The following is a 14,156-nucleotide window of genomic DNA, read 5'->3' as shown; positions in this document are numbered from 1 at the left end:
CCCGGATTTCTCCGGGGCCTTTCTCTTTTTGAGCCTATCACGCTTACGCAGCTTGAGGCCATGAAGGTTGTCCCGAAGGGATCAGTCCTTCTTGTTGTCGACGCCGTGGCCGAGGGCCTCCACAGCCGTTTCCAGCGTGGCGTCCTCGGTGATGTCGATGCCCTTGGCCAGCTTGGAGTGCCAGAAGCCGTAGGCGGCGTAGATGACCGCACCGATGACGGCGTAACCGCCGAGCAGCATCAGCGGCAGAGGGTTGTCCTCGGCGGCGTGCTGGAACATCGGGATCAGGTTCTGGCTGGCCAGGAAGAGGCAGGCCAGGATGCCCAGAACCGCGGTGAAGATGCCGCCCGGCACCTTGAACGGACGCTCCATCTCGGGGTGCTTCACGCGCAGGACGATCACCGACAGGCAGACGATGGCGAAGGCCGTCGCGGTGCCCAGCGACACCAGGTCGCCCAGGATCGAGATGGGCAGGAAGGCCGCCGCGATGGCGATCAGGATGCCCAGGACGATCGTGCCGATCCACGGCGTGCGGAACTTGGGATGGACCTTGGCGAAGGACTTCGGCAGCAGGCCGTCGCGGGCCATGGTGTAGAAGACGCGCGTCTGGCCGTAGCAGAGCACCAGCATGACCGAGGACAGACCGGTGATGGCGCCGATCTTGATCAGGAAGGCGATCAGGTTCAGCTGACCGCTGGGCGAGGCCGCCAGCGGAACATTGGCCCACTCCAGACCCATGCGGTCGATGGCGACGGCGATCGGAGCCGGCGACGCCAGCTCCAGATAGGGCACCACGCCGGTCATGACGGCGGCCACCGCCATGTAGATCAGGGTGCAGACGAACAGAGCGCCCAGGATCCCGATCGGCACGTCCTTGGACGGGTTCTTGGCTTCGGCGGCGGCGGTCGAAACCGCCTCAAAGCCCACATAGGCGAAGAAGATGATGGCCGCGCCGCGGAAGATGCCGCCGACGCCGAACTGACCGGCCTGGCCGGTGGGCTCGGGGATGAAGGGGACCCAGTTGTCCGGGTTGATGTACTGGATGCCGACGGCGATGAAGGTCAGCAGGACGATGATCTTGATGACCACGATGGCGTTGTTGATGTTCGCCGATTCCGACACGCCCAGCACCAGCAGGCCGCACACGGCGGCGATGCCGACAGCCGCCACCAGGTTGAAGGTGCCGGTCATCGGGAAGGAGGTCGCGCCGGCGTTCTGGACCAGTTGGACCAGGGGGGTGGCCCACTGGGGCCCTTCGCCGCCCGCATATTGGATTGTCGGGAACAGACTGGCGCTGAGGCCGAAGTCGTTCATGATCGACACGACATAGCCGGACCAGCCGACCGCGACGGTCGAGGCCGCGACGCCGTATTCCAGCACCAGCAGCCAGCCCATGATCCAGGCGAAGACCTCGCCCAGAGTGCCGTAGGCATAGGTATAGGCCGAGCCGGACACCGGCATGGTCGAAGCCAGTTCGGCATAGCAAAGGCCCGCCAGGGCGCAGGCGAAGCCGGCGACCACGAAGGACAGCATGATGGCCGGGCCGGCGTTGGCCGAGGCCACCTGACCCGTCAGCACGAAGATGCCGGCGCCGATGATGGCGCCGATGCCCAGGCTCATCAGATTCAACGGACCCAGGGTCCGTTTCAGCTCGCTCTTGGCGGCTTCCTTCTGGATCTGGGCAATGGATTTTTTAAGAAATAGCCGGTTGCCGGCTGGCTTTACGCCGTCTGCGGACATGAAGTCGCGCCCCCAATTACGCAACGACCCCTCCCGGGTCGTCTTCTTGGGGGCGGACGCTAACCATCCGAAGAGCCGCGCGCAACGCGGTTTCGGTTGGATGAAGCGACGACGACGCTTTCGTGAACAGTGCTGTTGCGGCTAGAGCCCATCTGATGCTGCCGATTCACGCCGTACTGGAGCCGCTGAAAGCGGCCTTGGCCGCGACCAATGCGGTCGTCCTGGCCGCCCCGCCTGGGGCGGGCAAGACTACGGTCGTGCCCTTGGCCTTGCTGGATCAGGCATGGCTTGGCGAGGGCAAGGTGCTGGTTCTGGAACCGCGTCGTCTGGCGGCGCGGGCGGCGGCCGACCGGATGGCGGCGAGCCTGGGTCAGAAGGCGGGCGAAACCGTCGGCTACCGCACCCGGCTGCAGAGCCGCGTCGGCCCCGAAACGCGGATCGAGGTCATCACCGAGGGCGTCTTCACGCGGATGATTCTCGACGACCCGGCGCTGGAAGGCGTCGGCGCCGTCCTGTTCGACGAATTCCACGAACGGAGTCTGGACGCCGATCTGGGACTGGCCCTGGCGCGCGAGAGCCAGTCGGTGCTGCGCGACGACCTGCGGCTGCTGGTCATGTCGGCCACGCTGGATATCGCGGGGGTGTCGAAACTGCTCGACGGCGCGCCGGTGATTGAGGCCGAGGGGCGGATGTTCCCGGTCGAGACCCTCTATCTGGGCCGAAACGCCGCCGACCGATTCGAGGACGCCGTGGCGCGGGCGGTCATACAGGCGCTGGGCGATCAGAGCGGGTCGGTGTTGGTCTTCCTGCCGGGGCAGGGCGAGATCCACCGCACGGTTCAGCGTTTGAATGAGCGGCTGCGCGATCCGTCGGTGGATGTGGTCGCCCTCTATGGCGCACTGGACAAGGGCGAGCAGGACCGCGCCATCGAGCCGGCGCCGCCCGGACGGCGGAAGGTAGTGCTGGCGACCTCGGTGGCCGAGACCAGCCTGACCATCGAAGGCGTGCGGGTGGTGATCGACGGCGGCCTGTCGCGCGTGCCGCGGTTTGAGCCGTCCAGCGGCCTGACCAGATTGGCGACGGTCAAGGTCAGTCGGTCGTCGGCGGAGCAGAGGCGCGGTCGAGCCGGCCGTGTCGAGCCGGGCGTCTGCTATCGCCTGTGGGACGAGGAACAGACGCGGGGTCTGATCCCGCATCAGCGGCCCGAGATTCAGGAAGCCGACCTGACCGCCTTTGCATTGGACCTGGCGCGTTGGGGCGCGAAGTCGGTCGAGGGATTGGCCCTGCTGGACCCGCCGCCCGCCGGGGCGCTGGCCGAGGCGCGGAAGGTGCTGACCCGGCTGGGGGCGCTGGACGCCAGGGGCGATCTGACGGCGCATGGGCGGCGGCTGACGCGCATCCCCCTGCCGCCGCGACTGGCGCACATGGTGGCTGTGGCCTCGGATCAGGACGACGCCCTGAGCGGGGCCAAGATCGCGGCGGTGCTGAGCGAGCCGGGTCTGGGCGGCAACGCCGTTGATCTGCACGATCGCTTGAAGGGGCTGGAGCGGGATCGCTCGCCGCGCGCCCGTGACGCGATGAAGCTGGCTGAACGCTGGGCCCGGGCGGCGGGCGGCGGTGCAGGCGGCCAGGCGGACGCGGGCCTGCTGTTGGCCGAGGCCTTCCCCGAGCGGATCGCGCGGGCGCGGGGCAAGCCGGGCGAGGTGCTGCTGGCCTCCGGGCGCGGGGCCTTCCTTGATCCGACCGAGCATATGGCGCGCGAGCCTTGGCTGGCGGCGGCGGAACTGGGCGGCGGCGACGCACGCGACCGTATCCGTCTGGCGGCGGCGCTGGATGCGGCGACGCTGGAGGCCGATCTGGCGCACCGGATCGAGGTCGAGGACCGCTTGGCGCGTGAGCCTTCGGGTAAGCCGGTGATCCGGCGGATTCGCCGGATCGGCGCCCTGGTGCTGGACGAAAAGGTCATCGGCGCGCCGGACCGGGCGACCATGACGGCGGCGCTGAAGTCCGAGGTCGAGGCGGGCGGGTTGTCGGCGCTGAACTGGGGCGAGCAGGCCGCGGCGCTGCGGGCGCGACTGGCCTTCCTGCATGGGCTGGATTCGACCTGGCCGGATATGTCGGCCGAGGGCCTGCTGGCCCAGCGCGAAGACTGGCTGTGGCCGCTGCTGGACGGGGCGCGGTCGCTGGGCGACATCGGCGACGGCAAGCTGGCCGAGGCCCTGCGGGGGCTGATCCCCTGGGACTTGCAGCGCAAGCTGGACGACCTGGCCCCGCCGCGCCTGACCACGCCGCTGGGGTCGGCCAGCATCGACTACGCCGCCGAGGGCGGGCCGCGCGTCGAAATCCGGGTTCAGGAACTGTTCGGAGTGAAGGCGCATCCCACGGTCGGCGGCGGGCGCGTGCCGCTGACGCTATCCTTGCTGTCCCCGGCGCGGCGGCCGGTGCAGGTGACCAAGGACCTGCCGGGCTTCTGGAGCGGCTCATGGGCGGCGGTGCGCAGCGAGATGCGCGGTCGCTATCCGCGCCACCCCTGGCCGGAAGACCCCGCCAACGCCGAGGCGACCAGCCGAGCCAAGCCGCGCGGAACCTGACTGGCTTGACGGGGTGTTGCGGCGCGGCGCAATGACCTTGCAGCAATGCAAGGATTTCGCGTGGCCGACGCTGCACTCTCACCGCCTACCGCCTCCAAACGGAGAATTCTGTTCGCCAGCCTCATCGGCACCACGATCGAGTTCTTTGACTTCTACATCTACGCGACGGCGGCGGTGCTGGTGTTTCCGGCCCTCTTCTTCCCCGGGGAGGACGCGACGACGGCCATGCTGTCGTCCTTCGCCACCTTCTCCATCGCCTTCTTCGCGCGGCCGGTCGGGGCGGTCGTCTTTGGCCATTTCGGCGACAAGGTGGGGCGCAAGGCGACGCTGGTCGCGGCCCTGATGACGATGGGGCTGTCGACGGTGGCGATCGGCCTGCTGCCGACCTGGCATTCGGTCGGCGTGGTCGCCCCCCTGCTGCTGGCCCTGTGCCGGTTCGGTCAGGGCCTGGGTCTGGGCGGCGAGTGGGGCGGCGCGGTGCTGCTGGCCACCGAGAACGCGCCGCCGGGCAAGAAGGCCTGGTACGGCATGTTCCCGCAGCTGGGCGCGCCGATCGGCTTTATTCTGTCGACCCTGAGCTTCATCATCCTGACGGCGACTCTGCCGAATGAGCAATTCCTGAGCTGGGGCTGGCGCATTCCCTTCATCGCCAGCTCACTGCTGGTCTTCGTCGGCCTGTGGGTTCGGCTGCGCATCACCGAAACGCCCGAGTTCAAGAAGACCATCGACAAGGCCGAGCGGGTCGAGACGCCGATCCTGACCCTGCTGGCGCGGCACAAGTTCGCCCTGCTGACCGGAACGCTGGCGGGGATGGCGACCTTTGTCCTGTTTTACCTGATGACCGTCTTCGCCCTGGGCTGGGGCACGACGGCCATGGGCTATACCCGCGAGCAGTTCCTGCCGATCCAGTTGCTGGGCGTTTGCTTCTTCGGTCTTTTCATCCCGCTGGCGGCGCTGGCGGCGGATCGCTGGGGGCAGGGGCGGACCCTGCTGGCGACGTCCATCGCCATCGCCCTGTTCGGCCTGGTGCTGGCGCCGCTGTTCGGCAGCGGCGGGCTGGCCGGAGTGGTGGCCTTCTTCATCATCGGCTTCAGCCTGATGGGCTGCACCTATGGCCCGCTGGGCGCGGCCTTGGCGCGGCCCTTCCCGACGGCGGTGCGTTATACCGGGGCGTCGATGACCTTCAATCTGGCAGGGATTCTCGGCGCCTCGCTGGCGCCGTTCGCGGCGACCTGGCTGGCCGGACATTACGGCTTGCAGGCTGTGGGCGCCTATCTGGCTGTCGCCGCCGTCCTGACCATCTTGGCCCTGCTGGGCATGAATCAGATCAAGACGGACGGCGAGGCGTAGCCAGAGACTAGATGTCTGTGCCGTAGGCCGCGTCGGTCACGGCATAGACCATGATGCCGGTGGCGATGGCCAGGTTCAGGCTGTCCGCCCGGCCTCGCATGGGGATCTTGACGTTCAGGTCACAGGCGGCGGCCAGTTCATCGGTCAGCCCGGCCTGTTCGTTGCCCATCATGATCAGGGCCGGATGCCGCACGGGGCTGTCGCGGTAGCCATGCTTCGCGTCCAGACGGGTGCCGATGACGCTGCCCGGCCACTTGGCGCGCCAGGCCAGGAATTCCCCACGCGTCGCCTTGCTGATGGAGACGGCGAAGACCGAGCCCATGGTGGCGCGCACGGCCTCGACCGAGAAGGGGTCGACACAGTCGCCGATCAGGATGACCCCGCCGCAGCCGGCGGAATCCGCCGTGCGGATGATGGTGCCGAGGTTGCCCGGATCGCGCACCTGCTCCAGCGCCACCCAGCAGGGTTTGGCCTCGGGCTGGATGGCGTCCAGCGGCGTATAGACCTGCTCGAACACGCCCAGCACGGTCTGAGGATTGTCGCGACGGCTGATCTTTTCGAGGATGGCGTGGGTGACGACTATGATCTGACCGCCGGCCCTGACCGTCTCGGCCTTGGCGCGATCCAGCAGGGGGTGAGGGCGAGCTTCGTCGCCGACCAGCAGCATGACCGGAGCGCGGCCCTGATCCAGGGCTTCGCCGATGAATTTCAGGCCCTCGGCCAGGAAGCGGCCGCTCAGGTCGCGTTCCTTGCGCATGTGCAGGGCGCGGACCGACTTGATGGTGTCGTTGGTCAGGGAGGTGATGACGCGCTCGACCATGTCAGGCGCTCCAGCGCGCGAAGAAGCTGAGGCCGATGGCGCGGGCGTCCTTGCCGTCCTCGGACAGGGCTAGTTCACCCCAGTCGATGCGCCCGCCGCGATCATGGGTCGCCTCAGCCATAATGTGGGCCAGCGACAGGCCGGAAATCCGCGCCGCATAGGCGTTCAGCAGCAGGAAAGAGGCGTCGTCGGATAGCAGGGCCGCGCAGTCCTTCAGCAGATCCGGCATGTCCTCGAACAGGCGCCAGACCTCGCCATTGGCGCCGCGTCCGTATTTCGGCGGGTCCAAGATGATGCCGTCGTACTTCGAACCGCGACGGACCTCGCGCGCCACGAACTTGCGGGCGTCCTCGACGATCCAGCGGATCGGTCGGTCGGACAGACCCGACAGCTCGGCGTTCTCACGGGCATAGGCGACCGACTTCTTGGAAGCATCGACGTGCGTGACGTGGGCGCCCGCCGCCGAACAGGCCAGGCTGGCCACGCCGGTGTAGCCGAACAGGTTCAGGATCCTGGGTTGCTGCAGGGTGCGAACGCGCGCGTCCAGCCAATCCCAGTTGGCTGCCTGCTCGGGGAAGAAGGCCAGGTGGCGGAAGGGGGTGAAGCGCCCCATGAAACGCACGTCGCGCCATTTCAGGGGAAAGGCGTCGATCGGGCCGTGCTGGTCGAAGCGCCAGCGGCCGGAATCCTCTTCCTCCTGCTGCGGGTCGAACATGGCGTTGGCCTGCTCGAAGGCGGTTTCGTGGTGGGCCTTCCAGAAACACTGAGGCTCGGGGCGAACGACGGTGTAGCGGCCATACCGCTCCAGCTTGCGACCGTCGCCGCTGTCGATCAGGGCGTAGTCCGACCAGCCTCGCGTGACGAGGGTTTCGGGCGTGGAGGAGAGAACGGGAGCCATGTGCGGCTGATAGGCGCTCAGGCGGCTGCTCGTCCAGCACCCACGGCGTCATTGATGTCTTCGAGGGGCGCGACGTCGGGAGAGTGGGGAGTTTTGTCCCATCGGTGAGGTTCAGTAACGAGCCGAAAGGCTGCATGAACGAACGCCAGACTGAGCAGGCACCAGTAGGCAGGCGACGCGGCCATTTCCCTTAATCCGTAGCGAACGCCGGCGCGGCGCGCTCCCGTCAGCTTGGCCAGCCATGCTGTCGCCACACCGGCTATCAGCACGCTCATTCCCAATGGAGGTGCAGGCGGAAGCTGGCCGCTGACAATCGACGCCAGCGCCACGACGCCGATCCATGCGAAAGAAGCGGCATGGATGGCGGCAGAGGCGCAGCCTGCGCCAAGGGTCAGGCCCAGGGCGGACCAGCCACGCCATCCCATTCCGCCCAGGCTGCGAGTATGAACCGCCAGTGTCTGCAGATGTCCCTTTAGCCAGCGCGTACGTTGGGGCAACCAGAGCCGCAAGGCGCCGGGCGGCGTTTCATATGTCGGACGCTCCAGCATCCCCATGCGTCCTCCGGAACGCCAGATACGGAAACCGAGGTCGGCGTCTTCCGTCACGTTCCAGGCATCCCAACCGCCGAGAGCGCGAAGAGCTGAGGCGCGGAAATGATTGCTGGTCCCTCCAAGCGGAAACGGCAGGCCCAAGGCCGCCATGGCTGGCAGGGTCACCTCAAAAAGCGCGGCGTACTCCGCTGCGAACTGTACATCCAGGAAGGGCGATGCGCTGTTACGTTTGTCGCGTCGCTGAATGCGTAGCGGCGCCTGAAGACATACCAGGTCCTTTTCTTCGACCGCGAAACGAGCGGCGGCCTCTCGAAGCTGGAGAGGGTCCGGGTCGTCCTCGGCGTCATAGATTGTCACCAGATCGCCGCTTGCGACTGACAGGGCGAAGTTCAACGCGCGGGGCTTTGTGTTCGGCGAGCCTGGCGGAACGATCAGCACCTTCAACCAATCTGGGCGCTCGGTCGCCAAGGCAGCGGCGATAGTGACGCTGTCGTCGGCCTCCAGAGCAAGGAAACCCTCAAGACGGTCTTCGGGGTAGTCTATCCGGCCAAGACGCTCGACCAGTTGGGGCAAGACGGCCGCTTCGTCATAGAGAGCCGCGATGATTGTATACCGAGGCCAAATGGCAGGAGCAGGATGCTGGGGGCTCGAGGGAAGCCGTGTCAGCAATGTCATGAGCCGCCATCCGGCGACGCTCAGAAAGCCGAGTTGTATGGCGGTCAGGATCAGGGGCGCGATGTAGGGTGACAGGAATAAGCTGGCGACTAACCCTGCGATCGACCCCGAAAAAACAATGAGTTGAGCGCGCGTTACTGTGGTCCGCGCGGCGCATGCCGTATGGTTGGCTTTTCCTTGAACTTGTCTGTTGCGCATGGGCGAAGTCCCCCGACCCGCTGCAAATGCGAATTTGTTAAGATCATTGTTCTTTGAGTGCAAGCGATTGGCGGACTCAGCCATTCCAGCTATTCAAGCGGGGATCCTAGCCATGGAGTCTGGATTGCCCGGTTCATTGCTCCCCACGCCCCGATCAGCGCGCAAGCCCAAGGGTGAAGGCTATGCGCGACGCGCGGAAATCCTGGCTGCGGCGGAGCGCATTTTTGTCGAGCATGGTTATGAGGGGGCGACTATCCGCAAGATCGCGGATGAGGTCGGTTTGTCATCGACGGCGCTCTACATGCACTTCCCTGACAAGGCCGCGATCCTGCACGAAATTTGTCGCGGCGCCTTCGAGACTCTGATCGCGACCCATGAAGGGATCACGGCGGAACCGGCGCCTGCCGATGTTCGGTTACGGAGGATGATCGAAGGATATGTGCGCTTCGGCTTCGACAACCCGAACGCCTACCGCCTGACCTATCTCACTCGGCCGGTTGAGGCGCGCGAGGGCGCCGAGACGGTGGCGCAGGAGACGGGCTTCGAACTGTTTCGGTCCTTTACGTCTGTGGTGGAGGAGGCGGTGGCCACCGGGCGAATGAAGGGCGATCCCCGCGCCATCGCCCAGGTGATCTGGGCCAGCGGGCACGGCATTGTTTCCCTTATGATCACCAAGCCCTATTTTGATTGGGTGGATCGCGATGAACTGGTCCGCGTCCAGATGGACGCTCTGTTCGCGGGGCTGCTCCAATCGTGATTCAGACGCGCGCCGTCCTCATGGGACTGGTGATGTTGCTGCCCGGTGTCGCGGAGGCGCGGCCGTTGCGGGTGCTGTCGCTGGACCAGTGCGCGGATCAGTATGTTCTGGCCCTGGCGCCCGAGGCTGAGCTGGCCCTGTCGTCGCGGGCGGATGACCCGGATTCATGGATGCGGCAGGCGGCGCGCGGGCGGCCTCGGGTTCGCCCGACGCTGGAGGCGGCCATAGGCTTTCAGCCCGACGCGGTGGTCCGCTACTGGGGCGGCGAGCCGCGCCTTCTGGCGGCTCTGGAAAAGCGCGGGACGCGTGTGCTGGCCATCAATGACGCGACCGACATGGACGGCGTTCGCGAAAACCTGAAGGTTGTCTCGCACGGCTTGGGACAGGAAGCGCGCGGTGCGGCCCTGATCGCCCAAATGGATCGGCGACTGGTCCAGGCGGCGGGCGCGGGGCGGGGCCGAGAGGCCGTCTATGTCACGCCCGGCGGCTATACCACCGGATCGGGGTCGCTGATCGACGCCATCTTGAAGGCGGCGGGGTTCCGCAACGGCGTGACCGGATCGGGCTATCAGCCGCTGGGGATCGAGAAGATCGCCCTGAGCCCGCCGGTCCTGTTCGTGCGGGGCTTCTTCCAGCAATGGCGGGCGGACTGGCGTGGACCGGGACGGCATCCAGTGGTGGCGCGCGCGGCCAAGGGACGAACGGTGGCTGATTTGCCGGCCGCGACGCTGAGCTGCCCCGCCTGGTTCGCGGCTGACGCGGCGGCTTTGCTGGCGGAGGCCGCGCGATGAACAGACATTTGGGCCTGAACCTAGGATTGTCGGCGGCCGCCCTGCTGGCATTGGTCGGGGCGGTGTTGCTGGGAGAGACGACGCTGTCGGCCGCTCAGTATGGGCAGGCCCTGGCCGACCCTGCGTCGGGGCCGGGCGAGGTGCTGTGGCAGGTGCGGGCCCCGCGCGCGGTCTGCGCCCTGATGGTCGGGGCGGCGCTGGGACTGGCGGGGGCGGTGCTGCAAGGCCTGCTGCGGAACCCGTTGGCGGACCCGGGCGTGCTGGGCGTGTCGGCCACGGCGGCGCTGGGCGCGGCGGGGGCCATCGTGCTGGGGGCGGCGGCCATTCCCGGACTGGTCGAGGGCGCGGCCCTGATCGGCGCGGCGCTGGCGGGGCTGCTGCTGGTCGCCATCGCCGCCAGGGTGCGAGCGCCTGAGGCGCTGATCCTGTTCGGGGTGGCGCTGTCGAGTTTTGCGGGCGCCCTGACGGCTCTGATCTTCAACCTGTCGCCGTCGCCGATCGCCTCGGCCGAGGTGATGAACTGGCTGCTGGGCTCGGTGCAGAACCGCAGCTGGATCGACGTGGCCTGGGTGGCGCCGGCGCTGGCTGTGGCCGCCGTCTTTGCGGCGGGGGCCTTGCCGGGGCTGCGGATGCTGACGCTCGGCGAGGAGGCGGCGCGGGCGTCGGGCCTGTCGATGGGGCGAATGCGGGTTCTGGCCCTGATCGCCTCGGCGGTCGCGGCGGGGGCGGCGGTGGCCGTCGCCGGGGTGATCGGTTTCGTCGGTCTCGCGGCGCCGCATCTGGTGCGGGCGGCCGTGCGCGGCGATCCGGGACGGCTGCTGCTGCCCTCGGCTCTGACGGGCGGACTGATGCTGGTGCTGGCTGATCTGGCGGCGCGGCTGACGCCGACGGATCAGGAACTGAAGCTGGGCGTGTTCACGGCCCTGGTCGGGGCCCCGCTGTTCGCCCTGATCGCATGGCGCGCGGCGCGGGAGTGGCGGCTGTGAGCGCCTTGCTGGAACTGGACGGCGTTGTTGCGCGCATGGGTGCGGCGACGGTGCTGAACGGGGTCAGCCTGTCGGTGGCGGCAGGCGAACTGGTGGCCCTGTGCGGCCCGAACGGGGCGGGCAAGTCCAGCGCCATTCGGGCGGGCCTGGGCCTGACGCCCTTGCAAGCCGGCGTGGCCAAGCTGGGCGGTGAAGATGTGCGCCGGCTATCCGAGCGGGAGCGCGCGGCGCGGGCGGCCTATCTGCCGCAGGAACGGCATATCGCCTGGAATCTGCCGGCCCTTGAGGTGGCGGCGCTGGGCGCGCCTTTCCTGTCGGGGGATGCGGCGCTCGAACGGGCGCGCGCGGCGCTGGACGAAATCGGGGCTGGGCATCTGGCCGAACGCGGAGTGGCTGAGATGTCGGGCGGCGAGCGGGCGCAAGTCCTGCTGGCTCGGGCCCTGGTGGTTCAGGCGCCGCTGCTGCTGGCCGACGAGCCGATCGCCGGGCTGGATCCCGATGCTCAGCTTCTGGTGCTGGAGCGTCTGCGGGCGCGGGCCGATGCGGGCGGAGGGGTGCTGGTCAGCCTGCACGACCTGACGCTGGCGGCGCGGATCGCGGATCGCGTGGTGGTGCTGGAGGCGGGACGGGTGGTCGCGGATGCGGCGCCGGTCGAGGCGCTGTCGCCAGCGGTGCTGCGTGCGGCCTTCCATCTGGACGGGGTCTGGATCGGGGCGCCGGACGGGCCGCTGCTGGCGGCCCGTCGCTTGGCTTAAGGCTGGTAAGCGCGCGGGCCGCTATTGGGCGGCGTGCCGCGCGCCAGGTCGGCGGAGGGCGTCAGCGGGGCGGAACCGCCGTTCAGGCGGGCGCGATAGACCTGCATGTTCTCCATCACCCGCATCATGTAGTTGCGCGTCTCGGTGAAGGGAGCGCATTCGATGAAGTCGATGGGGTCGACCTGATTGCTGCGCGGGTCGCCGCAACGGGCCACCCACTGCGGTGGGCGGGCGGGACCGGCGTTGTAGCCGACCGTGGCCAGAAGCGGCGAACCGCCGAAGTTGTTGATCAGCTCGCCGAGGTGATAGCTGCCTAGGCGCATGTTGGCGTCGGGGTCCCACAGTTGTTCCGCCGAGTAGCCGATGCCCATACGACGGGCGACGCCCTGACCGGTGGCCGGCAGAAGCTGCATCATGCCGCGCGCGTCGGCGTGCGAGCGGGCCAGGGGGTCGAAGCTGGATTCCTGACGGGTGATGGCCAGGGTAAACTCCAGCGGCGCGGCGCCCGAGGTCTGGGGCGGCATTCGAACGGGATACATGCGCTCGGGCATGACGAAGCCGCGCTGGCTGGCGGCGCGACCGACCATCATGGAGCCGAACTGGTCGCCGTAACCCTGCATCAGGTCGAACAACTGGGTCAGGTCGTAGGGCGAGGGAAGGGTGTCGTCGAGGTGATAGGCGAAGACCCGCAGCAGGGTCTTTTCGCCCGCCGCGCCCAGGATGCGGGTGGCGCGCACGACCTCATTGCCCTCGAAGCGGTTGACGTCCTCGGGCGTCGGGGCGGGCTCGCCCGGCAGGGTCAGGGTGGTGATCCCCGCCTTTTCAGCGGCGAGTTGGCCGTAGAAGGTCTGCCAGTGCTCGGCGCCCGCCTTGTACCAGGCTTGCGCGCCCGCGCGGTCGCCGCGGGCCTCGGCGGCGCGGCCCAGCCAGTAGAGCGCGCGGCCCTGGGTGATCGGGGTTGAGGAACTGTTGCGCAGAATCTCGAAATGCTGGGCGGCGGCGGCCGGATCGTTCAGCTTGGTCAGGGCGACCCAGCCGGCGAAGAACTCGGCGTCCACCTTGCGCTCGCCTGACGGGAAGCCGTGGCCGTTCATGGCGGCGTAAGCGGCGCGGGCATTGCCCTGTTGAAGAGCGTCCAGGAAGTAGTTGCGGCGCTCGCTCCACAGCGTGTCCTGGCCTTCCTTGTGCGAGGGCGCGGCCGGCAGGGCGGACAGGAGTGGGAAGGCCTCGGACTGACGACCAGCCGAGCGCAGCAGGCGGACGCGCTCCAGCACCACGGCCGGGTCGTTGGCGACGGCGGGGCTGAGGCCCGCGACGAGGGCGTCGGGCGAATAGGCGGTGCGCAAGGCCATGGCGGCGCTGGCGACGGCCTGGCGGTCGGAGGGCACCATGGCGGTCATGGCGCGGGTCGCCGGCCCGTGCGGGCCAAGCAACAGCATGTTCAGGCGCGCGACGTGGTCGTCGGTATTGAACCATCCGCCCCAGCGGTTGGCGATGACGGATTGTTGCGCTTCCTCGAAGGAGCGATTGCGCCACCAGTCGCGGATCAAGGCCTGGGCTTCTCGGCGCTGCCCCTTTTGCTCCAGTGCGCCAGCCAGGGCGATGGCGCCCTCGGCGGTCGTGGGCTCGGAGCCGTTGAAGAAGGCGATGACCGCGTCGGGCGAGGCGTTGGCCAGGTTCAGCGCGCGTTCGCCCGCGGCCCGCCGCGAATCACCCCGCGGCCAGTTGGCGAGGTCGGTCTGGGCCCGGGCCAGGTCGGTGTAGGAAAGCTGCTTATCCGAGGTGTCGACCAGAGCCCATTCGACCAGCTTCTTCGCCGTGGGATCGGAAATGCGGCTCATGATCGACTGCGTGCCGATCACGTCGCGGGCGCGAGCCGAGGCCAGGCCTTGCTGGAACAAGGCCATGTCCTGGCCGCTGATGACGCCATTCTGGCTGGAGGCGTAAGGCGCTGGCGTGCTGTTCAGCACGTCCTGGGTTGGCGGAGTCAGAATCGCCAAAGCGGCGGCCACGGTCGTCGCGATCATCAGATGTCTGATCCTCA

General features: G+C 68.1%; 11 protein-coding genes. 6 read left to right on the top strand and 5 right to left on the bottom strand.

Features of this window, described 5'->3' with window-relative positions:
• Nucleotides 1-81: 81 nt before the first annotated feature.
• Entirely contained in the window at nucleotides 82-1,740 is a 1,659-nt protein-coding gene (locus ACFYLW_RS06085) for an amino acid permease (protein ID WP_292082841.1), read from the bottom strand.
• A gap of 155 nt (nucleotides 1,741-1,895) precedes the next feature.
• On the opposite strand from ACFYLW_RS06085, the gene hrpB reads away from it, so the two are divergent.
• Nucleotides 1,896-4,331, top strand: a complete 2,436-nt coding sequence (gene hrpB, locus ACFYLW_RS06080) for an ATP-dependent helicase HrpB (protein WP_312062742.1) — start codon at nucleotides 1,896-1,898, stop codon at nucleotides 4,329-4,331.
• Nucleotides 4,332-4,391: 60 nt separating this feature from the next.
• A complete protein-coding gene (locus ACFYLW_RS06075; RefSeq protein WP_312062740.1) occupies nucleotides 4,392-5,681 on the top strand; it encodes an MFS transporter in 1,290 nt (429 codons plus the stop codon).
• Nucleotides 5,682-5,688: 7 nt separating this feature from the next.
• On the opposite strand, the gene ACFYLW_RS06070 is transcribed toward ACFYLW_RS06075, so the two are convergent.
• The 3 genes from ACFYLW_RS06070 to ACFYLW_RS06060 are packed head-to-tail and all read right to left on the bottom strand — an operon-like array spanning nucleotide 5,689 to nucleotide 8,823.
• On the bottom strand, nucleotides 5,689-6,501 hold the full coding sequence (locus ACFYLW_RS06070; RefSeq protein ID WP_312062739.1) for an RNA methyltransferase: 813 nt from the start codon (nucleotides 6,499-6,501) through the stop codon (nucleotides 5,689-5,691).
• A 1-nt stretch (nucleotide 6,502) separates the two neighbouring features.
• Nucleotides 6,503-7,399 (bottom strand): class I SAM-dependent methyltransferase, encoded by an 897-nt coding sequence (locus ACFYLW_RS06065; RefSeq protein ID WP_312062738.1) that lies wholly within the window; start codon nucleotides 7,397-7,399, stop codon nucleotides 6,503-6,505.
• A gap of 17 nt (nucleotides 7,400-7,416) precedes the next feature.
• Nucleotides 7,417-8,823: a glycosyltransferase family 2 protein gene (locus tag ACFYLW_RS06060; protein WP_312062736.1), complete on the bottom strand. Its 1,407-nt coding sequence runs from the start codon at nucleotides 8,821-8,823 to the stop codon at nucleotides 7,417-7,419.
• Between the two features lie 67 nt (nucleotides 8,824-8,890).
• Between ACFYLW_RS06060 and ACFYLW_RS06055 the strand changes: the two genes are divergently transcribed.
• The 4 genes from ACFYLW_RS06055 to ACFYLW_RS06040 are packed head-to-tail and all read left to right on the top strand — an operon-like array spanning nucleotide 8,891 to nucleotide 12,112.
• Nucleotides 8,891-9,580 carry a TetR/AcrR family transcriptional regulator gene (locus tag ACFYLW_RS06055; RefSeq protein ID WP_312062735.1) on the top strand — a complete coding sequence of 230 codons (690 nt, stop codon included), beginning with the start codon at nucleotides 8,891-8,893 and terminating at the stop codon, nucleotides 9,578-9,580.
• Between the two features lie 32 nt (nucleotides 9,581-9,612).
• A complete protein-coding gene (locus tag ACFYLW_RS06050; protein ID WP_312062733.1) occupies nucleotides 9,613-10,371 on the top strand; it encodes an ABC transporter substrate-binding protein in 759 nt (252 codons plus the stop codon).
• A complete protein-coding gene (locus tag ACFYLW_RS06045) occupies nucleotides 10,368-11,357 on the top strand; it encodes an iron ABC transporter permease (protein ID WP_312062731.1) in 990 nt (329 codons plus the stop codon). The genes ACFYLW_RS06050 and ACFYLW_RS06045 overlap by 4 nt, the downstream gene beginning before the upstream one ends.
• Entirely contained in the window at nucleotides 11,354-12,112 is a 759-nt protein-coding gene (locus ACFYLW_RS06040; RefSeq protein ID WP_312062729.1) for an ABC transporter ATP-binding protein, read from the top strand. The genes ACFYLW_RS06045 and ACFYLW_RS06040 overlap by 4 nt, the downstream gene beginning before the upstream one ends.
• Here the strand turns inward: ACFYLW_RS06040 and ACFYLW_RS06035 are convergent.
• Entirely contained in the window at nucleotides 12,109-14,139 is a 2,031-nt protein-coding gene (locus ACFYLW_RS06035) for a lytic transglycosylase domain-containing protein (protein ID WP_312062727.1), read from the bottom strand. The genes ACFYLW_RS06040 and ACFYLW_RS06035 overlap by 4 nt on opposite strands.
• Nucleotides 14,140-14,156: the final 17 nt, after the last annotated feature.

Origin of the sequence: Brevundimonas sp. NPDC007368 (assembly GCF_042869015.1) — a bacterium.
GTDB lineage: Bacteria > Pseudomonadota > Alphaproteobacteria > Caulobacterales > Caulobacteraceae > Brevundimonas.
Note: the sequence above shows the minus strand (reverse complement) of the source record. Positions and strands in the feature narration are given on the sequence as shown.